At 72.2% G+C, this 19,379-nt stretch carries 19 protein-coding genes; 13 read left to right on the top strand and 6 right to left on the bottom strand.

The features are described 5' to 3' along the window. Positions 1-41 precede the first annotated feature (41 nt). The gene (locus K1T35_RS41815; RefSeq protein ID WP_220257200.1) at positions 42-1,388 is read left to right on the top strand and encodes an MFS transporter; all 1,347 of its coding nucleotides are present in this window, start codon (positions 42-44) and stop codon (positions 1,386-1,388) included. Here the strand turns inward: K1T35_RS41815 and K1T35_RS41810 are convergent. After that, positions 1,360-1,803: a nuclear transport factor 2 family protein gene (locus K1T35_RS41810; protein WP_220257199.1), complete on the bottom strand. Its 444-nt coding sequence runs from the start codon at positions 1,801-1,803 to the stop codon at positions 1,360-1,362. The two genes, K1T35_RS41815 and K1T35_RS41810, sit on opposite strands and share 29 nt — an antisense overlap. Before the next feature lie 73 nt (positions 1,804-1,876). Between K1T35_RS41810 and K1T35_RS41805 the strand changes: the two genes are divergently transcribed. The 7 genes from K1T35_RS41805 (at position 1,877) to secA (ending at position 11,544) form a co-directional block, all read left to right on the top strand. Continuing rightward, the gene (locus K1T35_RS41805) at positions 1,877-2,518 is read left to right on the top strand and encodes a dTMP kinase (RefSeq protein WP_220257198.1); all 642 of its coding nucleotides are present in this window, start codon (positions 1,877-1,879) and stop codon (positions 2,516-2,518) included. Between the two features lie 109 nt (positions 2,519-2,627). Continuing rightward, the gene (gene mtrA, locus K1T35_RS41800; protein WP_220257197.1) at positions 2,628-3,305 is read left to right on the top strand and encodes an MtrAB system response regulator MtrA; all 678 of its coding nucleotides are present in this window, start codon (positions 2,628-2,630) and stop codon (positions 3,303-3,305) included. Positions 3,306-3,315: 10 nt separating this feature from the next. Continuing rightward, the gene (gene mtrB, locus K1T35_RS41795; RefSeq protein ID WP_220257196.1) at positions 3,316-4,995 is read left to right on the top strand and encodes an MtrAB system histidine kinase MtrB; all 1,680 of its coding nucleotides are present in this window, start codon (positions 3,316-3,318) and stop codon (positions 4,993-4,995) included. Continuing rightward, positions 4,992-6,725: an LpqB family beta-propeller domain-containing protein gene (locus tag K1T35_RS41790; RefSeq protein ID WP_220257195.1), complete on the top strand. Its 1,734-nt coding sequence runs from the start codon at positions 4,992-4,994 to the stop codon at positions 6,723-6,725. Before mtrB ends, K1T35_RS41790 begins: the two co-directional genes overlap by 4 nt. A 120-nt stretch (positions 6,726-6,845) precedes the next feature. Beyond that, positions 6,846-7,502, top strand: a complete 657-nt coding sequence (locus K1T35_RS41785) for a ComF family protein (protein ID WP_255621284.1) — start codon at positions 6,846-6,848, stop codon at positions 7,500-7,502. Positions 7,503-7,751: 249 nt separating this feature from the next. Further along, positions 7,752-8,405, top strand: a complete 654-nt coding sequence (gene hpf / locus K1T35_RS41780) for a ribosome hibernation-promoting factor, HPF/YfiA family (protein WP_220257194.1) — start codon at positions 7,752-7,754, stop codon at positions 8,403-8,405. A gap of 148 nt (positions 8,406-8,553) precedes the next feature. Then, positions 8,554-11,544 (top strand): preprotein translocase subunit SecA, encoded by a 2,991-nt coding sequence (secA, locus tag K1T35_RS41775; RefSeq protein WP_255621283.1) that lies wholly within the window; start codon positions 8,554-8,556, stop codon positions 11,542-11,544. Positions 11,545-11,564: 20 nt separating this feature from the next. On the opposite strand, the gene K1T35_RS41770 is transcribed toward secA, so the two are convergent. Next, on the bottom strand, positions 11,565-12,050 hold the full coding sequence (locus tag K1T35_RS41770) for an Rv3235 family protein (protein WP_220257193.1): 486 nt from the start codon (positions 12,048-12,050) through the stop codon (positions 11,565-11,567). Positions 12,051-12,150: 100 nt separating this feature from the next. Here K1T35_RS41770 and K1T35_RS41765 point away from each other — a divergent pair, with 100 nt between their 5' ends. Both K1T35_RS41765 and K1T35_RS41760 read left to right on the top strand, forming a co-directional pair. Then, the gene (locus K1T35_RS41765; protein ID WP_220257192.1) at positions 12,151-12,588 is read left to right on the top strand and encodes a MarR family winged helix-turn-helix transcriptional regulator; all 438 of its coding nucleotides are present in this window, start codon (positions 12,151-12,153) and stop codon (positions 12,586-12,588) included. Positions 12,589-13,069: 481 nt separating this feature from the next. Further along, positions 13,070-13,447, top strand: coding sequence for an HAD-IA family hydrolase (locus tag K1T35_RS41760; RefSeq protein WP_220257191.1), 378 nt, complete (start codon positions 13,070-13,072; stop codon positions 13,445-13,447). Here K1T35_RS41760 and K1T35_RS41755 read toward each other — a convergent pair. From K1T35_RS41755 to K1T35_RS41745, 3 genes are read right to left on the bottom strand one after another with little or no spacing between them, the layout of a single operon-like run. Beyond that, positions 13,436-13,618 carry a hypothetical protein gene (locus tag K1T35_RS41755; protein ID WP_220257190.1) on the bottom strand — a complete coding sequence of 61 codons (183 nt, stop codon included), beginning with the start codon at positions 13,616-13,618 and terminating at the stop codon, positions 13,436-13,438. The genes K1T35_RS41760 and K1T35_RS41755 overlap by 12 nt on opposite strands. A 53-nt stretch (positions 13,619-13,671) precedes the next feature. Then, on the bottom strand, positions 13,672-13,881 hold the full coding sequence (locus K1T35_RS41750; protein ID WP_220257189.1) for an antitoxin: 210 nt from the start codon (positions 13,879-13,881) through the stop codon (positions 13,672-13,674). A gap of 41 nt (positions 13,882-13,922) precedes the next feature. Further along, on the bottom strand, positions 13,923-15,143 hold the full coding sequence (locus K1T35_RS41745) for an alpha-hydroxy acid oxidase (RefSeq protein WP_220257188.1): 1,221 nt from the start codon (positions 15,141-15,143) through the stop codon (positions 13,923-13,925). A gap of 85 nt (positions 15,144-15,228) precedes the next feature. Between K1T35_RS41745 and K1T35_RS41740 the strand changes: the two genes are divergently transcribed. Together K1T35_RS41740 and K1T35_RS41735 are read left to right on the top strand one after the other, a co-directional pair. Next, a complete protein-coding gene (locus K1T35_RS41740) occupies positions 15,229-15,930 on the top strand; it encodes a TetR/AcrR family transcriptional regulator (protein ID WP_220257187.1) in 702 nt (233 codons plus the stop codon). 86 nt (positions 15,931-16,016) lie between these two features. Beyond that, a complete protein-coding gene (locus K1T35_RS41735; RefSeq protein WP_220257186.1) occupies positions 16,017-17,012 on the top strand; it encodes an NAD(P)-dependent alcohol dehydrogenase in 996 nt (331 codons plus the stop codon). A gap of 3 nt (positions 17,013-17,015) precedes the next feature. Here K1T35_RS41735 and K1T35_RS41730 read toward each other — a convergent pair whose 3' ends face one another. Further along, the gene (locus K1T35_RS41730; RefSeq protein WP_220257185.1) at positions 17,016-17,783 is read right to left on the bottom strand and encodes an RNA methyltransferase; all 768 of its coding nucleotides are present in this window, start codon (positions 17,781-17,783) and stop codon (positions 17,016-17,018) included. A gap of 186 nt (positions 17,784-17,969) precedes the next feature. On the opposite strand from K1T35_RS41730, the gene K1T35_RS41725 reads away from it, so the two are divergent. Further along, on the top strand, positions 17,970-19,379 hold the full coding sequence (locus K1T35_RS41725; RefSeq protein ID WP_220257184.1) for a wax ester/triacylglycerol synthase family O-acyltransferase: 1,410 nt from the start codon (positions 17,970-17,972) through the stop codon (positions 19,377-19,379).

Here is a 19,379-nt window from a genome sequence, read left to right as displayed (position 1 = left end):
ATTCGATGCACGTCGAACCGTTTCCGAGCCACCCTCGGAACATGATCCGCAGTACCTCCGCTGCGCCGCGGCTGGCGCTGGTCGCGGCGTGCCTCGGCTTCTTCGTCATCCAGCTCGACGCAACCGTTGTGAACGTCGCGCTCGATGCGATCCGCGCCGACCTCGGTGGTGAGCTCGCCGACCAGCAGTGGATCGTCGCGAGCTACACGGTGGCGCTCGCCGCCGGCATGCTCACGGCGGGTTCGATGGGCGACCGGTTCGGCTCGCGACGCGTCTGCCTGCTGGGGCTGGCGGTGTTCGCGCTCGCGTCCGTGGCATGCGCGGCCGCGCCCGACGTGCCTGCGCTGATCGCGGCGCGCACGCTGCAGGGCATCGGCGCCGCCGCGCTGCTGCCGTGCTCGCTTGCCCTGATCGTCCAGCAGTTCCCGGACCCACGCGATCGGGCCCACGCCCTCGGCGTCTGGGGCGGGGTCTCCGGCGTCGGCATGGCGTCGGGTCCCGTTCTCGGCGGTCTGCTGGTCGCCGTTGCCGGCTGGCCCGCGATCTTCCTGGTGAACGTGCCGGTCTGCGTGGCCGCTCTCGTGCTGATCCGCCGCTTCGCCGCCGAGTCGCCCCCGCGGCAGGCCGGCCCCCTCGACCTCCCCGGGCTCGTTGTGGGAACGACGGCGCTCGCGGGCATCGCCGGTGGTCTCATCGAAGCCGGGCACCGTGGCTGGACGCACCCACTCCCGTTGACGCTGATGCTGGGCGGTCTGCTCCTCGTCCCGATCTTCGTCCGGGGCGAGCGCCACGCCCGCGAGCCGATGCTGCCCTTGTCGCTCTTCACGTCCCGGCCGTTCTCAGCGGGCACCGGGGTGGGGTTCCTGTTCAACTTCTGCCTCTACGGCAACCTGCTGTGCCTGTCCGTCTACCTGCAGGGCCCGCTCGGGCAGTCCGCGTTCGCGGCCGGGATGCAGATCTTCCCGCTCACGGTCGCGATTTGCATCGGCGCCGCGCTGAGCGGCCGGCTCACCGGACGCTTCGGCCCTCGCGTCCCGATGCTCGTCGGGCTCGGTGCCGGCGCGGCCGGCGCGTCCCTGCTGCTGGCCACGGGCCCGTCGGCGCCGCTGCCGCTGATCGTCACCGGCGCCTCGGTGCTCGGCTTCTGCTCCTTCGCCATGCCGGCGATGACATCGGTCGTCATGTCGGGGATCGGCGCCGCCCGCGCCGGTCTGGGTAGCGGCGTGCTCAACACCGCGCGGCAGGCAGGTGGCGCGCTGGGCGCCGCGGTACTCGGCAGCCTGCTGGTGGTCGGCTCAGGGATGTCGCTCGTCGTCCCGATGGCGGTGACCATCGCCGCGTACGCCGCGGCGATCGGTCTCACGCTGCTGGCGACAACCGAGCCGTGAGCGCGATGTCGGCGACGATCGTGCGGATCCGGCCGTCCTCGAACGTGAACACCTCGTGGACGCGCGAGCCGACGACCGGCACGACGAGGTCGAGGGCGAATTCGGCGACAACGGTCTCCCCGTCGGCGACGAAGCGCGCGTCCCGCACCGCCTCGATCACCCGGTACTGGGGACCGTGCTCGAGGTCGCGTCGGATCTGCTCGCCGGAGAATCCGGTCTGGATCCCGGCCTCGACGCGGGTCGCCTCCGGGTGCAATGGCACGGCCGAGGCGTCGTGGGTCGCGAGAGCCTCGACGTAGGCGCGCGCCGCGTCGATCCGGCACTCGTCGTCGCACGCGGGCGCCGCCGCGGCAGGCGTCCCGACGAGAGCGGCGAGGGCCGCGAGAACGACCGGGACGATGGCGCGTTGGATCACAGGTCCCCCCAAGGTGCGGCGCGGAGCGTACCGCGCCCGTGGACCGTGGACCTGCGCCCGGCATGATGCGCGCATGGGGCGGCTGATCGTCGTGGAAGGGCTGGACGGGGCGGGTAAGCGCACCCTGTCCGACGCGCTGTGCACGGCGCTCGCCGCCAAGGGGGCGCGCGTCGCCCGCTTCGCGTTCCCCCGCTACGACGCGGACGTGCACGCCGAGCTCGCCCGCGAGGCCCTCTATGGGCGGCACGGTGACCTGGCGGCGTCCGTCCACGGGATGGCGCTGTTGTTCGCGCTGGACCGCCGCGCGGCCGCTCCTGAGCTGCGGGCCGCTCGTGAGTCGCACGACGTCGTGCTCGTGGACCGGTACATCGCGTCGAACGTGGCCTACCACGCGGCGCGAGCGCACCAGCGCGCCGACGGCGAGCTCGCCGCATGGCTGCGGGAGCTCGAGGTCGAGCGGTTCGGCGTGCCCGTGCCGGATCACCAGCTGCTGCTCGCCGTGCCGCGCACCATCGCGGCGGAGCGGGCAGCGTACCGGGAGCGCACCGAGGCCGGCCGGGAGCGGGACGCATACGAGTTCGACGCTGACCTGCAGGAGCGCACGGCCGATGCGTACGCGCAGCTCGCGGCCGCGTCATGGCTGTCGGCGTGGACGGTGCTCGACGGCAGCGCCCCTATCGACGCCGATGCGCTGGCAGCCGTGCTCCTGCAGTAGCCGCTGTTCGTCGCCCCTGAGTCCCGCCGGATGGCTCCAAGGTGTGCCTCGGGGCTGTGAACCCGCGGGTCCGAGGCGGGCTCGCGGCGTGAGATGGGATGCTGCGCTCATGAAGTCGCGCGTTCTGGTGGTCGACGACGATCCGGCGCTTGCCGAGATGTTGACGATCGTGCTGCGGGGCGAGGGGTTCGACACCGCCGTCGTCGCCGACGGCACGCGGGCCCTCCCAGCCGTCCGCGAGCTGCGGCCCGACGTCGTGCTGCTCGATCTGATGCTCCCCGGCATGAACGGCATCGACGTGTGCCGCGCCATCCGGTCCGAGTCCGGCGTGCCGATCGTGATGCTGACCGCCAAGAGCGACACCGTCGACATCGTCCTCGGCCTCGAGTCGGGCGCGGACGACTACGTGGTGAAGCCGTTCAAGCCCAAGGAGCTCGTGGCGCGAATCCGGGCCCGGGTCCGGCGCACCGAGGCCGAACCCGCCGAGCAGCTCTCGATCGGTGACGTCACGATCGACGTGCCTGCCCATCAGGTCGTGCGCGACGGCGAGCAGATCGCGCTCACCCCGCTGGAGTTCGACCTGCTCGTCGCACTCGCCCGCAAGCCGCGGCAGGTGTTCACCCGCGAGGTCCTGCTCGAACAGGTGTGGGGCTACCGGCACGCGGCCGACACGCGGTTGGTGAACGTCCACGTGCAGCGCCTGCGTTCGAAGGTCGAGCGCGATCCGGAGCACCCCGAGGTCGTGCTGACCGTGCGCGGTGTGGGTTACAAGGCGGGACCACCGTGACCATCCGGCCATGATCAGTGAGCGGGTGCGTCGGGCCATGGTGCCGGCCCGCCAGCTGATCGCGGAGCTGAACGAGGCGTGGAACCTGGCGTGGCGCCGCTCGCTGCAGCTGCGGGTGGTGATCAGCACCCTCGCGCTGTCGGCCGCCGTCGTGCTGGTGCTCGGCCTCGTGCTGCAGACGCAGATCGCGCAGCGGCTGTTGCAGGCCAAGGAGGCCGACGCCCGGGTCCGCACGGAGACCGGCGCCGTGCTCCTGGAACGCGACCTCGCGGGCGTCGACCCGGACCGCGAGGGCGCGCAGGGCGAGCTCAACAACGCCCTCGACCGGCTGACCAACGCGAGCTCCGCCGAGAACCAGCCCGCCACCGCGGGCGAGTTCCGGGCGGTGCTCACCACGAGCGTCGGGGACGCGGGTGCCCAGGTCTCCGCGGGCCCCGTCGAGGACGTCCCGCCCATGCTGCGTGAGGCAGTGGCCGCGGGCACGCTCTCCAACCAGTACACGACCACCCGCACCGAGCAGAGCGTCGAGGTCCCGACGCTCATCGTCGGGCAGCCGGTGCGCACGGCGGTCGGCGAGCTGGAGTTCTACCTGCTGTTCCCGCTCACCGCCGAGCAACGCACGCTCGGCACGGTGCAGAGCACGCTGATCGTCGGTGGCCTCGTGCTCCTGCTGCTGCTCGCCGGGATCGCCGGCATCGTCACGCGGCAGGTCGTGCGGCCGGTGCGGCAGGCCGCCGAGATCGCGGAACGGTTCGCCGACGGCCACCTCGACGAGCGGATGCCCGTGCAGGGCGAGGACGAGGTGGCGCGCCTCGGGGAGTCCTACAACGAGATGGCGAGCAGCATCCAGAGCCAGATCCGGCAGCTGGAGGAGTTCGGCGCGCTGCAGCGGCGGTTCACCTCCGACGTCAGCCACGAGCTGCGGACCCCGCTCACGACCGTGCGCATGGCAGCCGACGTGCTCTACGCGTCACGTGAGGAGCTGCTCCCGGCGCTGCGGCGCAGCTCGGAGCTGCTCGTCGCGGAGCTCGACCGGTTCGAGGCGCTGCTCGCCGACCTGCTCGAGATCAGCAGGCTGGACGCGGGCGTCGCGGAGCTGGGGGCCGAGCGCGTCGACATGCACGTCGTCGTCACCAGGGCCGTCGAGGCGGTCCGCGGCATCGCCGACGAGACCGGCACCCCGCTCGAGCTGCAGCTCCCGGTCGGCGTTCCCGCCGAGGTCGACCCACGCCGCGTCGAGCGCATCGTCCGTAACCTCGTCGCCAACGCGATCGACCACAGTGAGGGCAAGCCCGTCCGCGTCGTGCTCCGTGCCGACGAACGGGCCGTCGCCGTGCTGGTGCGGGACCACGGCGTCGGCCTGCGCCCCGGTGAGGCGGGCCTGGTGTTCAACCGGTTCTGGCGCGCCGAGGAGTCCAGGGCGCGGCGCAGCGGCGGCAGCGGCCTCGGGCTGTCGATCGCCATCGAGGACGCCCGCCTGCACGGCGGGTGGCTGCAGGCGTGGGGCGAGATCGGGAAGGGCGCCGCGTTCCGGCTGACGCTGCCGCGCACCGTCGGCGACGTCGTCGAGTCGAGCCCGCTGCCGCTCGGACCCGAGGAACCCCCTGCCCCGACCGCCGAACCGGCCTCGGTGCCCACCCCGGCCCGCACCAGCACGCGGTCCGACGCGTTCCTGCAGGAGGGGTCGTGAGCCGCAGGGCCGGGCTGGTGCCGGCTCTGCTGCTCGCACTCGCCGCGCTGGCCGGGTGCGCGAGCGTGCCCGAGAGTTCCCCGGTCCAGGTGCTGCGCCAGGTCGGTGGCAGCGAGGACGCGCTCGTCCCGCCCGGCCCGGTCGCCGGCAGCAACCCGCTCGACCTCGTGCGCGACTTCGTGTTCGCCTCCGGCAGCAGCACCGAGCGGCACGGGGCCGCCCGCCGCTTCCTCTCCGCCGACGCTGAGGGCTGGGACGACTCCGCGGGCCTCACCGTGCTCGACGGGCAGTTCGACACGGTCCCGGCGCCCGGCGCGGCCGGCCCGAGCACCGACACCACCACGATCCGGATCCGCGGCACGGCGATCGGCCGCCTCACGTCGTCGGGATCGTTCGAGCCGGGGCAGAGCATGTTCCAGCAGGACGTCACCGTCGTTCGTCGCGACGGCCAGTGGCGGATCTCCGACCTCCCGCCGGGGGTCGTCGTGCCGCTGTCGGTCTTCCGGGACAACTACAAGCCGGTCCGCACCTGGTTCGTCGACCCGGTTCGGCGGCTCGCCGTCGCCGACGTGCGTCACGTTCCGAGCGTGCCGGCACGGGCCCAGGCCGCGCGCGTGATGGAGCTGCTGCTCGCCGGGCCGTCCGGGGCGCTGACCGGTGCGGCCGTCTCGCTGTTCCCGCCGGGGGCACAGCTGCGTTCGAACCTGACGACGAGCGACGACGGCGCCGTTGTCGTCGACCTCACCCGCCTCGGCGACCTCGACGAGTCCTCCCGGATGCTGCTCGCCGCCCAGGTGGTGCTGTCGCTGTCCGAGGTGAACGTCGGGCGCGTCCGGCTGCTGGCCGACGGCGAGCCGCTCCTGCCCGACCGGGAGGACCTCACCCGCGAGGACGTCGCCGCGCTGTCGGCGGAGGTCGAGCCGGGCGCCGACGTGCCGGGGCTCGTCGTGGCCGGTGGGCGGGTGCGCCAGCTGAGCGGTCCCGAACCGAGCGCCCCGCTGCCCGGCTCGTTGGGCGACGGCAGCTACGACGTGGAGTCCGCGGCATCCACCGTGGACGGCAGGCGACTCGCCGCCGTGGCCCAGCTCGGCGCGCAGCGCACGCTGCTCGTCGGGAACGGGGCCGCGGGCGGCGTCGTGCCCGTTCCGCTCACGGCCGGCACCATGACCAGGCCGTCCTGGTCGCCGACCGGCGGCGAGGCGTGGACCGTGCTGGACTCCGCTGTGGTCGCCCGCGTGCTCGTCGACAACACGGCGCCACCCCGCACCGGCCGGGTCAACGCCGACGAGCTCGCCGCCCGCGGGCCGATTCAGGACCTGCGCCTGTCCCGGGACGGCATGCGCGTCGTCGCGGTCGTCGGTGGTGGCCTCTACACCGGCGCGGTCGCCCGCACCATCGACGGAGAGGTCGCGATCCGCAACGTCCGCAGGCTGCGGCCGGACGACCTCGGCGCCGTCGTGGCGGCGGACTGGCGTTCCACGGAGTCGATCGTCGCGATCACCCGCAACTCCGAGATGTTGGTCGGGCAGGTCACCGTCGACGGCCTCGTCGTCCAGCAGATCGTGAGCAACAACCTCACGGCCCCCCTCACCGCGATCGCGGCCGCGGCCAACCGCCCCCTGTGGGTCACCGACCAGACCGGCGTCTGGAGCTTCGGCGGTGGCGACCAGGTCGCATGGCGCCAGGTGCTCGCCGGTGCCCCCGACGCCGTCCCGCTCTACCCCGGCTGACCGCGACTCGCGCACATCCAGACCGCGACTTGCGGAGATAGGGCTTCGCCCCGCCCGCGGTTGTGGACAACTCGGGTGCGGGCGGGGCCGGGTGGCGGGGGTGCGGGGGAAGCTGGTCCCGTGGGCGTGCGGGGGATCGGGGCGGCACTCATCGATCTCGTGCTGCCCGGCGACTGCGCGGGGTGCGGGGCGCCCGAGCACCCGTGGTGCCCGCGGTGCCGCGCGGAGGTCGGCCCGCCCACGCGGCCGCACCTGCCGGGCGGGCCGGACGTGCTCGCCGTCGGGCGGTACACGGGGCCGCTGCGTTCGGCGCTGCTGCGCTACAAGGAACGCGGGAGGCGGGACCTCGCTGCGCCGCTCGGCGCGGTGCTCGCGGCGGCGCTCGACGACGCGGTCGGGCCGGCGCCCGTGTGGCTCGTGCCCGCTCCATCGCGCCCGGCGGCCGCGCGGGCGCGTGGCGGCGACCACGTCGCGCGCCTGTGCCGTGCGGTTGCGGCCCGGCGGCCCGAGGTGCGGATCGCACGGGCGCTGCGGCTGGCCCGCCACGTGCGCGACTCGGTGGGGCTCGACGCCGAGCAGCGCGCCGCCAACCTGGCGGGCCGCGTACGCGTACGGCTCACCGCGATGCCCTCGCGCGGCACGGTGCTGCTGGTCGACGACGTCGTGACGACGGGGGCCACGCTGCAGACCTGCGCCGCCGCGCTCGCCGGAGCCGGCGCGGAGGTGCAGGCGGCGATCGTGCTCTGCGACGCCACCGGCGCTGGGCGAAGAACTTGATCATGAAGGTGGCCAATCGTACCGCTGCGACCCAGGTCACGGAACCTCTCGAGCCGTGGATCCACTCGGCTCGGGCACAGAATGTTCAGGGGGCTGTTGTCGAACCGTGATGCGCGTTACCGTGCTCGGCATCCCACCGAGGCACCCATCAGGAGGATCCGATCGAGCGCCGGGGGTGGGCACTCCCCCCGGCGACCCAGCAAACGTCAACCCGACGCCCAAGCGATGCTGAGAGCGAGGGAAGTCTGCGTGGAGATCGTTGTCACCGGCCGAAATGTCGAGGTCCCAGACCATTTTCGGGTCCACGTGGCCGAGAAGATCGGTCGACTTGAGCGGTATGACCACAAGATCGTGGGCATGGAGGTCGAGCTCTTCCACGAGCGCAACCGCCGCCAGCTCAAGAACTGCCAGCGCGTCGAGATCACCGGCAGGGGGTGCGGGCCCGCCGCAAGAGCGGAGGCCTGCGCGCAGGACTTCTACGCCGCACTGGACGGCGCCATCGCCAAGCTCGAGGCACGACTGCGTCGATCGCACGACCGTCGCCGGGTCACGGGCAAGCGCACGCGCGTGATGGCCGGCCGCGGCTCGGCCACCGCCGTGCTCGACGACGTGAGCGTCGCAGGCGACGACGGCATGGACGACGAGGCCGACATCCGCGCCGACGACACCATCGACATACCCGGTCCGCGCGTCCACGACGAGGACATGGCCGACGCCGTCCCGGGCCGCATCGTCCGGGAGAAGGTGCACCCGGCCAAGCCGATGAGCGTCGACGACGCGCTGTCGCGGATGGAGCTCGTCGGGCACGACTTCTACCTGTTCTCCGATGCCGACAGCGGCCAGCCGTGCGTCGTCTACCGGCGCAAGGGCTACGACTACGGCATGATCCGCCTGGAGCAGTAGCAGAGGGTCACCTGCTCGCTCGAGAGGGGCGGCTCGCATCCGGGAGGAACGCGAGCCGCCCCTCCGGCGTTGTTCCGGTGGCGGCCCGCCGCTTCGCTACCCTGGTCGGGGCTGCCACATGAACCGCGAAGTCGAATGAGGTCGATCCGTGCCGCTGTTGAACCGTCTGCTCCGCGCCGGCGAGACCAAGCTGGTGAAGCGGCTCGCCAAGTACGCCCAGGAGATCGATGACCTCGAGCCGGAGATGCAGGACCTCACCGACGCGGAGCTGCGGGCGAAGACCGACGAGTTCCGCGAGCGGTACCGCGACGGCGAGTCGCTCAACGACATGATGTACGAGGCGTTCGCCGTGGTACGCGAGGCGGCGGTACGCACCCTCGGGCAGCGGGCGTACCTCGTTCAGCTCATGGGCGGCGGGGCGCTGCACCTGGGCAACATCGCCGAGATGAAGACCGGTGAGGGCAAGACCCTCACGTCGGTGTTCCCGGTCTATCTGAACGCGCTCTCCGGCGACGGCGTCCACGTCGTCACCACCAACGACTACCTGGCCAAGCGCGACTCCGAGAAGATGGGGCGCATCCACCGCTTCCTCGGGCTCACCGTCGGGGTGATCCTCTCGGAGATGCCGCCCGCGGTCCGGCGCGAGCAGTACGCGGCCGACATCACCTACGGCACCAACAACGAGTTCGGCTTCGACTACCTGCGCGACAACATGGCCTGGAAGAAGGCCGACATGGTGCAGCGCGGGCACAACTTCGCCATCGTCGACGAGGCCGACTCGATCCTGATCGACGAGGCCCGTACGCCGCTGATCATCTCCGGCCCCGCGGAGGCCAGCTCGCGCTGGTACCAGGCCTTCGCCGACATGGCCAACGGCCGTGGCACGGCGCGGGTGGCCATGCGCGGCTACGACGTCACCGGGCTCTCCCCGCAGGAGCTGCTTCGGCGGAGCGCCGAGATCCAGGGCTGCGACTACGAGTACGACCTGAAGAAGCGCACGATCGGCGTCACCGACAAGGGTGTGCGGCACGTCGAGGACCAGCTCGGGATCGACAACCTCTACGAGGCCGCGAACACCCCGCTCGTCGGGTACCTGAACAACGCCCTCAAGGCCAAGGAACTGTTCAAGAAGGATAAGGACTACATCGTCCGCGACGGCCAGGTCCTCATCGTCGACGAGTTCACCGGCCGCGTGCTGGCCGGCCGGCGCTACAACGAGGGCATGCACCAGGCCATCGAGGCCAAGGAGCAGGTGCAGGTCCAGAACGAGAACCAGACGCTCGCCACCATCACGCTGCAGAACTACTTCCGGCTCTACACGAAGCTCTCCGGGATGACCGGTACCGCCCAGACCGAGGCGGCCGAGCTGCACCAGATCTACAAGCTGGGCGTGGTGTCGATCCCCACCAACCGGCCGATGGTCCGCAAGGACCAGCCGGACCTGATCTACAAGACGGAGGAGTCGAAGTTCGCCGCCGTCGCCGCCGACATCGCGGAGAAGTACCGCGCAGGCCAGCCGGTGCTGGTCGGCACCACGAGCGTGGAGAAGTCGGAGTACCTGTCGCAGTTGCTCCGGCGGCTGCAGGTACCGCACAACGTGCTGAATGCCAAGCACCACGAGAAGGAAGCGCAGATCGTCGCCCAGGCCGGGCACGCGGGCGCGGTCACGGTGGCCACCAACATGGCCGGTCGCGGCACCGACATCATGCTCGGCGGCAACCCGGAGTTCCTCGCCGACCTCGAGCTGCGCCGCCGCGGGCTCGACCCGGTGGAGACCCGCGAGGAGTACGAGGCGGCCTGGGACGAGACCGTCGCGAAGATGCAGGAGCAGGTCGCCGAGGAGGCCGAGGAGGTCAAGGCGGCAGGCGGGCTCTACGTGCTCGGCACCGAGCGCCACGAGTCGCGGCGCATCGACAACCAGCTGCGCGGCCGGTCGGGCCGCCAGGGCGACCCGGGTGAGTCGCGGTTCTACCTCTCGCTTGGCGACGAGCTGATGCGCCGCTTCAACGGCCAGCTGGTCGAGTCGATCATGAACCGGTTCAACCTCCCCGACGACGTCCCGATCGAGGCGGGCATGGTCACGAAGGCCATCCGCAGCGCGCAGACGCAGGTCGAGCAGCAGAACTTCGAGATCCGCAAGAACGTCCTCAAGTACGACGAGGTGCTCAACAAGCAGCGCACCGTCATCTACGAGGAGCGCCGCCGCGTCCTGGCCGGCGAGAACATCCAGTCCCAGATCGAGCACATGATCGAGGACGTCATCCGGGCGTACGTCGACGGCGCCACCGCTGAGGGGTACGCCGAGGACTGGGACTTCGAGAAGCTCTGGACCGCCCTGCGCACCATCTACCCCGTCGGCATCCGCTGGCAGGACCTCGCGGGCGAGGACGCGGACTCCGTCGAGGACCTCAGCAAGGAGACCCTCTACGAGGCGATCCTGGCCGACGCCCGTGATGCGTACGCCGCGCGCGAGGCCGAGGTCGACGAGCTCATCGCCCCGCTGGGCGGGATGCGCGAGCTGGAGCGTCAGGTCCTGCTCACCGTGATCGACCGCAAGTGGCGTGAGCACCTCTACGAGATGGACTACCTCAAGGACGGCATCGGCCTGCGCGCGATGGCCCAGCGCGACCCGCTGATCGAGTACCAGCGCGAGGGCTACGACATGTTCCAGGCGATGTCGGAGGGCATCAAGGAGGAGACGGTCGGCTACCTGTTCAACGCCACCGTGCAGCCGGTACAGCCGGCGCAGCCCGCTCCGGCCGCGGCCCAGCCGCCGGCCGCCCAGCCGGCGGGTGCCGCACCTGTCCAGGAGGCACCGCCCGTGCGGCGGGCGCCCGCGCAGCCTCCGGCCGCTCGGCACGCGACGCCCGGTGGCGCCGACCCGACCGGCGCGGGCAGCGTGCTCCCGGCGGCGTTCCGCGGTTCCCGGCCCACGGACCTGCGCTACAGCGGCCCGGCCGAGGACGGCGGCACCACCACCCGCAGCCGCTCGGGCGCAGGTGGTGGCGGGCGCGACGGCAGCCGCGGCGAGGCCACGGTGTCCGGCAGCGGCCAGCCGTCGCGCAATCGGCCGTGCCCGTGTGGTTCGGGACGCAAGTACAAGCAGTGCCACGGCTCGCCCACCGCGGCCCGTCCCTGACCGTCGACCGTCAGTCTCGATCAGGACGGGCGTGGCAGGGTGCCACCGCGGAGCAGCCGCACCGCGGTGCATTGCCAGTGGCCGTCGGTGCGCTCGAAGCGGGCGGCGAGTGCGCGCACCGCACCGTCGATCTCGCACGGCACGGCGATCTCGGCGACCCCCGAACGGGGCATGCACAGGTGCATCCGGCCCCGCCGGACCGGCGTCCTGGAGAGGCGCTGCCCGAGGAGCGCCCGCCAGTAGCGCAGCGGCTCGGGGGCGAAGTGCGGCGCGAGCTGGATGTGCGAGCGCCTGCCGGCGAGCACCTCGAGCGCGAGGCGCAGGATCCGGGTGGCGCCGTGGTGCGCATCCACGAACTCGCGCGCCGCGCTCGACGGGTGCTCGTGTCGCGGTGGAGGGGACGGCGCCACTCGTGCCGGGGCCTCCCGCGGCCCCGGCTCGTAGTGGACGGTGCGTAGGCGGGGCCGGGCCGGATCGGCGGCCGGGTCGGGCGGGGCGATCGTCACGGCGCGATCGTCGCGACCCACCGCTGTCCCCGGGGGCCGAACGAGTTGCTTCGCAGCCGTACCGTACGCGCGCGCAGCGTTGCCGTCGTACCGTCGGCGCGTGGATCCCGGCCCCGCGACCGAGCCGCTCGACCGGCTGCTCGTACGCGCCGGCCTCGCCTTGCAGCGGTTCACCCGCAGGGTCGCCGACTCCTACGGGCTGAGCGCCACGGCGCTGGACGTGCTCGGCGCGCTCGTTGCGCTCGACGAGGTGTCCCACCGCGACCTTGCCGGCCACCTACGGCTCGCGCCGGCCACGCTCACCCCGGTCATCGACGCGCTCGAAGGAGCGGGAGCACTCACCCGCGTGCGAGACGAGACCGACCGCAGGGTCGTCCGGATCTCGATCACTCCACGGGGACGGGAGCGGTACGCCGCGGCCGCGACGGGCGTCGCGGCCGCCGTCGCCGGGCTGCCCGCCCCGCCCTCCGACCAGGCCGAACTGATCCGCGTGCACCTGCTCGACCTGCTGGACGCGATCGAGCGCGAAGCGCCGTAGCGACAACGACCGTCTGCATCGGATACCGGCAGGTCAGCGCAGCGATCAAGGGCTGATGGTGGCGGTCGGAGATCATCTAGCGACCATTTCACCTTGATCGCCGCATTTGACTCCGGAATGCCGGCTTGATCAGCAGTTCGGCGCGTTCCCGGGTTGTTTGCGCCCGTTTCCGCGCCGAAGCCTCGATCATGCGCGCCAGAACCGCCTCCGGTGGCGCCGCGCGCCCTGAGGGGCAGGCCCCTGGCCTGCCCGCGCTGCATGCCCCAGGGGTCGCAGAGGCTCGCGAATCAAGGGTCGCGCAGCGATCGCGAAGCGACGCGCAGCGCCCTTGAGTCGTGAGGGGCGACCCCGCACACTGCGCGGCGCCACCGGAGGCCCTGTGGCCTCGGCCTGAAGAGGGCGCGGCGCCACCGAAGGCCCCAAAACCACCCCGCCCGACCAGGCCCACGAACGAATGTGGTCACAGCACTAGCTTGCGAACATGGCACTGCAGGCGCTGGTGATGGACTACGCGGGGGTGCTCACCGACGGGCCGCGGTTGCTGGAGCTGGTCCACCGCGTGCGTTCAGCGGGGGTGTCGTCCGCGCTCGTGACCGACGCGGACGCCGTGCCCGACACCTGTGCCGATGCGTTCGACATGGTGGTGCTGGGGGCCGCGCTGGGGGTCCGCAAGCCGGATCCGGAGCTGTACCGGAGGGTGGCCGCGCGGCTCGGTGTGGCGGTCGACGGCTGCGTCGTGGTCGACGACCACGTGGGCAACGTGCGGGGCGCCCGCGCTGCGGGCGCGGTGGTGGTGCACCATCACGACGAAGCGGTCACGATCGCCGAGGTGGAGGCCCTGTTCGACCTACCGGCGTGAGTCCTCGTCCTCGTCCGGTTCGGCGGTACTGCGGGGCATGGCGGCCGCCGCCTGCGGCTGGTCCGGTGGGCGCGATTCGCCCTCGGCGCCCGTGGTCGTGGCGTCGCGCAGGATGTTCTCGAGGAGGCCTTCCTGTCCGGGGCCGGACCGTTCCTCGCGCTCGTCTCCCATGCGAGAGGGGTCACCGGAGTGGCCCGGCCCCAAACGGCCTGATCAGCGGTGGGTCACTGCGGCGGGGGCGGAGGCTCCTCGCGGGGGGCCTCGGCGGTGTCACCCGCGCCCGTCATCTCCTGCAGCTTGTCGACGCCCTGGTCGATCTGCTCGTCGTGGCCCGCGAAACGCTCCTTCGCCGCTTCGCCTGCTTTGTCCAGGCCCTGGTCGACCTTGTCGTCGTGCTGGTTCAGCAGTTCCTTGGCCTTGTCCATGAAACCCATTCCTGCACCATGGCCCTGCTACGGCGCCCCTGCAGCATGTCTCACTCGTTAGGGCGTAGCCGTACGTGTGACGGGCGCAGCTCGTCGACGCTGTTGACCCCGATCAGCTGCAGGGTGCGCACGATCTCGGCCGCCAGGATCGTGACGGCCTTCTCGACGCCGAGCCGTCCGCCCGCCATCAGCCCGTAGAGGTACGCACGTCCGATCAGGGCGGCACGGGCCCCGAGCGCGACGGCCGCGAGGATGTCGGCGCCGTGTGTGACGCCGGTGTCGATGAGGATCTCGGCGCGGTCGCCGACGGCCTGGACGGTGGGTTCGACCAGATCCAGGGGTACGGGGGCGCGGTCGAGCTGGCGGCCGCCGTGGTTGGACAGCAGCACGGCGTCGGCCCCGGCGTCGACGACGCGCACGGCGTCGTCGACGCTCTGGATGCCCTTGATCACGAGCTTGCCCGGCCACGTGTCGCGTAGCCACGCGACGTCGTCCATGGTGAGCGCGGGGTCGAAGACCCGGTTGATCATCTCCTCGACGGAGCCGTAGGTGGCGTCGAGGCTGGCGAAGTTCAGCGGCTCGGTGGTGAGCAGGTTGAACCACCAGTGGGGGTGGCGGGCGCCGTCCAGGAACGTGCGCAGCGACAGCGCGGGCGGGATCGTGAGCCCGTTCCGGACGTCGCGCAGCCGGGCCCCGCCGACCGGGGTGTCGACGGTGAGCATCAGGGTGTCGTAACCGGCCGCTGCCGCGCGTTGCACGAGGTCCTTGGCGGGGGCGCGGTCGCGCCACAGGTAGAGCTGGAACCACCTGCGCGCCTGGGGTGCCGCCACCGCGACGTCCTCGATGGTGGTGGTGCCCATCGTGGAGAGCGTGTACGGGATGTCGAACCGCTGGGCAACGGACGCCACGGCGGGCTCACCGGTGTGGTGCATCATCCGGGTGAAGCCGGTGGGGGCGAACGCGAACGGCAGGCTCGCCCTGCGCCCGAGGATCTCCCGTCCGGTGTCCACCTCGGAGACGTCGCGCAGGACGCTCGGGGTGAACTCGACGCGGGCGAAGGCGCGCCGCGCGCGGTGCAGCGACAGCTCCCCGTCGGCTGCGCCGTCGACGTAGTCGAACACTGCGCGGGGCGTGCGCCTGCGCGCGATCGTCCGCAGGTCCGCGATGCTGGCCGCACGCCGCAACCGCCGCGCGTCCGCGTCCCGTACGAACGGGGCGGGCCGAAGCAGCGGGCGCAGTTCGGACGGGCGGGGCAGCCGGCGCTGGACCATGCCGCCACCCTATGTCGCGCACCGCTGAGCGCGAGGTCGTCGAGGTCGGCGCTCGTACGCTGGGCCGGAGAACACGCGAGAGGGGATGGTCGAGATCACCACCCAGGCCGGCGCGGCCGCGCAGCCCCGCACGCCCTTGAGCAAGACGCGGGTCCTGGAGACCGCCGTCGCCCTGGCCGACGAAGGCGGCGTCGACGCGCTCAGCATGCGCAAGATCGCGCAGGCGCTCGGCGTCGTTCCCATGGCCCTGTACAAGCACGTGGCCAACAAGAACGAGCTGCTGGACGGCATGATCGACGTCGTCGTCGGCGAGATCGACCCGCCCGCCGCCGGGGCCGACTGGAAGTCGGCCATCCGTGAGCGGGTGTTGTCGGCCCGCCGCATGCTGCTGCGGCACCCGTGGGCGCCGGGGGTGATCGAGTCGCGGATGAAGGAGCGGGCCACCCCGACCCTCGTGGTGCTGGAGTACCTGGACTCGATGATCGGGATCTTCCGGGCAGGCGGGTTCTCGATCGACCTGACCCACCACGCGATGCACGTCATGGGCAGCCGCCTGCTGGGCTTCTCCCAGGAGCTGTTCGAGGACAGCTCGGACCGCGCCCCGGAGCCGGACATGCCGCCGCCCGAGGAGATCGCCGAGCGCTTCCCGTACATCGCCGAGCTGGCCATGGCGGTCGCCCACGACGAGGAGTCCGTCGTCGGCTCCGGCTGCGACGACCAGTTCGAGTTCGAGTTCGCCCTCGACCTGACGTTGGACGGTCTCCAGCGGCTGCACGACACCGCCTGACGATCCGCCTTGACTGGTGTACGGCGTACACCGTAGCCTGCTTCTCGCTGGTGTACGCCGTACACCGCCGAGGGTGGGGAGACCGGATGAAGGCGATCGTCCAAGAGCGGTTCGGTCCGCCGGACGTCCTGCGGCTTGCCGACGTCGACCCGCCCCGGATCGGCCCCGGCGACGTCATGGTCCGGATGCACGCTGCCGCGTTGAACCCCTACGACTGGCACATGTTGCGCGGCGACCCGCTCGCCGCGCGCCTGACCGTCGACGTCGGGCTGACCCGGCCGAAGTGCCCGGTGCTCGGCATCGACGCAGCCGGCGTGGTCGAGGCCGTCGGCGCGGACGTACGTGGTCTGCGCCCCGGCGACGAGGTACTTGGCTTCTGCCATGGCTCCTGCGCCGAGTACGCGCGCACCACCCCGGACCTGCTGGTACCCAAGCCGGCCGACCTGACCTTCGAGCAGGCCGCGGCCGTGCCGATGGCTGCTGTCACCGCCCTGCGCGGCATCAGGACGGTCGGGCGCGTCCGGTCGGGGCAGCGGGTGCTGGTCAACGGCGCAGGCGGCGGGGTGGGCACGTTCGCCGTGCAGATCGCTGCCGCGCTGGGCGCGGAGGTCACCGGGGTGTGCAGCACCCGCAATGTGGAGCTGGTGCGATCACTGGGCGCCGCGCGGGCCGTCGACTACACGCGGGAGGACTTCACCGAGCCGGACCGGCGCGGGCGCTACGACCTGGTTCTGGACAACGTGGGCAACCGGCCGCTCGGGCGGCTGCGCCGGGTGCTCACGCCGGAAGGGACGTTGGTGGCCAACGGCGGTGGCTCGCCCGGCAAGGTGTTCGGCGCGATGGGCGCCTTGCTGGCGGTGCTGGTGGTCAACGCGTTCGTCCGCCAGCAGCTCCGGGTGATCCTCCCGGCCGCACCTGCGGGGCCGACCCACGACGACCTGGTGGCGGTCACCGCGCTGATCGAGGCCGGCAAGCTCGCCCCGGTCGTCGACCGGACCTACACCCTTTCCGACGCGGCCGAGGGCGTGCGCCACGTGGAGCAGGGCCACGCCCGGGGCAAGGCCGTGGTCGTCGTGCAGTGAGTGTCAGGGCGACGCGAAACGGCGACGGGAGAGCTCGAACGCCGCGACGGCCCCCGCGCTGGCGACGCCGAGCGACTCGACACCGCCGTGCATGGGGATGGCGAGCAACCCGTCGAGCAGGGGGCGGACCGAGGCCGATAGGCCGTCGGTCTCGTTGCCCAGCACCAGCGCGACCCGATCGGGCAGGGCGGCGCCGAGCAGCGAGTCACCGCGGGCGTCCAGGCCGAACAGCCCGAACCCGGCCTCGGCCAGCGCCGCGCACCCCTCCTCGACGGTGCCGGAGCGCAGCACCGGCGACCGGAACGCGATCCCCGCCGACGCCTTGACGACCAGCGGGTCGATGGCGGGCAGCCCGCGCCGCGCCAGCAGCACGCCGTCCAGGCCCGCTGCGGTGGCGCTGCGCAGGATCATCCCGACGTTGGCGGGGTTGGTGAGCCGGTCGAGCACCAGCACGGCGGCGGGTGCGCCGGGCCGCAGCGTGGCCGTGAACTCGGCGACGGGCGCCATCCGCGGGGCGATGACGTCGGCGAGGACGCCCTGGTCGTGCCGCCCGTTGCCGGCCAGCACCTTGACCCGGTGCGCCGATGCCCGCTGCACCGGAACGCCGCGACCGCGGGCGGCGTCGAGGATGGCCCGCACCGGCTCGCCGCGTGCCTCCTCGGCGAGCACCACCTTGTCGACCCGCAGCGCGGGGTCGCCGAGCGCCTCGAGCACGGGCTTGCGTCCGTACACCGTGATGAAGGTGTCCTTCGGAGACCGCTCGCCAGCCATGGAGCGAGCGTAGGCCGCGCCCTGCGAACCCCGATCGCGAGCTCCGCGCCCAGACGGCCCCTGGCTGCGTTGGAGGCACGACCGGGTATGCCGGATACGACGGCTCGTGCCTCCGCCTTGCCAGGAGCCGTCTGGATCACGAATCTCATCGACCGGGATCCGCAGGGCGCGGCCTACGATCAGAGAATGCCGCCCCGGCTCTCGCCCCTCGACGCCTCATTCCTGTATCTGGAGCAGCCCACTACTCCGATGCACGTCGGCGCCGTATCGGTATTCCGGCGTCCGCGGGGCGGATTCGACTACGACCGGCTCGTGGATCTCGTCGAGCAGCGGATCGCGCTCGTTCCGCGGTACCGGCAGAAGGTCCGGTACGTGCCGGGCAACCTCGCGCGGCCGGTGTGGATCGACGATCCCGAGTTCGACGTGGCCTACCACGTCCGCCGCTCCGCGCTGCCCAAGCCGGGTTCGGAGGATCAGCTCACCGAGCTCGTCGCGCGCCTGATGTCGCGCCCGCTGGACCACACGCGCCCACTCTGGGAGATGTACCTGGTGGAAGGGCTGGCGCAGGGCCGCATCGCGGTGGTCACCAAGACGCACCAGGCGATGGTCGACGGCATCAGCGCGATCGACATCGGACAGGTGATCCTCGACGTCTCGCCGGAGCCGCGGGTGGTGCCCGAGGAGCTGTGGATGCCCCGCCCCGAGCCGTCCAGCGCCGAGCTGGTGCTCGGCGCCGTCGCGGAGGCCGTCGCCCGGCCCGGCGAGATCGTCGACAACGTGCGGGTGGCCGCGGGCGATGCGATGGCCACCGTCAGCAAGGTCGCGGGGGCGGCCGGCAAGCTGTTCTCGATGGCGTGGACGGCGAGCAGACCAGCCCCGGGCACCCCGCTCAACGTGGACATCTCCACCCAGCGCCGGTTCGCGGTCGCCCGCGCCGAGCTGGACGACTACCGCCGGGTGCGCGCGGCACACGGGTGCACGGTGAACGACGTCGTGCTCAGCGTGATCTCGGGCGCGCTGCGCAACTGGCTGCTCTCCCGCGGCGAGCCGGTCACGCCATCGTCCACGGTGCGGGCGATGGTGCCGCTGTCGGTCCGCGGCGAGGCCGACGTGCCCAGCTCCGCCACGGCGGGGTCGCTCGGCAACCGGGTCTCGTCGTTCCTGGTGGAGCTGCCGGTCGGCGAGCCGAGCCCGGTGGTGCGGTTGCACCACGTCACGCACGCGATGCGCGAGCACACGTCGAACGGCCAGTCGGTCGGTGCCGACACCCTGGTCCGGATCGGCGGGTTCGCGCCGCCTACTCTGCACGCTCTGGGGGCGCGCGCAGCCAGCGGGTTCTCGAAGCGGATCTTCAACTTGGTGGTGACGAACGTGCCGGGACCGCAGTTCCCGCTCTACGCCGCCGGCGCCCGGATGCTCGAGATGTTCCCCGTCGTCCCGCTCGCGAAGGGCCAGGCCCTCGCGATCGGGCTCACGTCGTACGACGGCGGGGTCTACTACGGGTTCAACGGCGACCGCGACGCCATGCACGATCTCGACGTGCTCGCAGGCCTGGTGCACGAGTCGCTCGACGAGCTCCTGACGACGGTGGCCTGA

The sequence above is a fragment of the Pseudonocardia sp. DSM 110487 genome (assembly GCF_019468565.1).
GTDB lineage: Bacteria > Actinomycetota > Actinomycetes > Mycobacteriales > Pseudonocardiaceae > Pseudonocardia.
This window is presented reverse-complemented; position numbering and strand designations above follow the sequence as displayed.

What these genes read in the sequence shown, in the direction of transcription:
- K1T35_RS41815 (WP_220257200.1), top strand. Translation starts at nt 42, where the DNA reads ATGATCCGCAGTACCTCCGCTGCGCCGCGGCTGGCGCTGGTCGCGGCG.
- K1T35_RS41805 (WP_220257198.1), top strand. Translation starts at nt 1,877, where the DNA reads ATGGGGCGGCTGATCGTCGTGGAAGGGCTGGACGGGGCGGGTAAGCGC.
- mtrA (WP_220257197.1), top strand. Translation starts at nt 2,628, where the DNA reads ATGAAGTCGCGCGTTCTGGTGGTCGACGACGATCCGGCGCTTGCCGAG.
- mtrB (WP_220257196.1), top strand. Translation starts at nt 3,316, where the DNA reads ATGATCAGTGAGCGGGTGCGTCGGGCCATGGTGCCGGCCCGCCAGCTG.
- K1T35_RS41760 (WP_220257191.1), top strand. Translation starts at nt 13,070, where the DNA reads ATGGCACTGCAGGCGCTGGTGATGGACTACGCGGGGGTGCTCACCGAC.
- K1T35_RS41755 (WP_220257190.1), bottom strand. Translation starts at nt 13,618, where the DNA reads ATGGGAGACGAGCGCGAGGAACGGTCCGGCCCCGGACAGGAAGGCCTC.
- K1T35_RS41750 (WP_220257189.1), bottom strand. Translation starts at nt 13,881, where the DNA reads ATGGGTTTCATGGACAAGGCCAAGGAACTGCTGAACCAGCACGACGAC.
- K1T35_RS41745 (WP_220257188.1), bottom strand. Translation starts at nt 15,143, where the DNA reads ATGGTCCAGCGCCGGCTGCCCCGCCCGTCCGAACTGCGCCCGCTGCTT.
- K1T35_RS41740 (WP_220257187.1), top strand. Translation starts at nt 15,229, where the DNA reads ATGGTCGAGATCACCACCCAGGCCGGCGCGGCCGCGCAGCCCCGCACG.
- K1T35_RS41735 (WP_220257186.1), top strand. Translation starts at nt 16,017, where the DNA reads ATGAAGGCGATCGTCCAAGAGCGGTTCGGTCCGCCGGACGTCCTGCGG.
- K1T35_RS41730 (WP_220257185.1), bottom strand. Translation starts at nt 17,783, where the DNA reads ATGGCTGGCGAGCGGTCTCCGAAGGACACCTTCATCACGGTGTACGGA.
- K1T35_RS41725 (WP_220257184.1), top strand. Translation starts at nt 17,970, where the DNA reads ATGCCGCCCCGGCTCTCGCCCCTCGACGCCTCATTCCTGTATCTGGAG.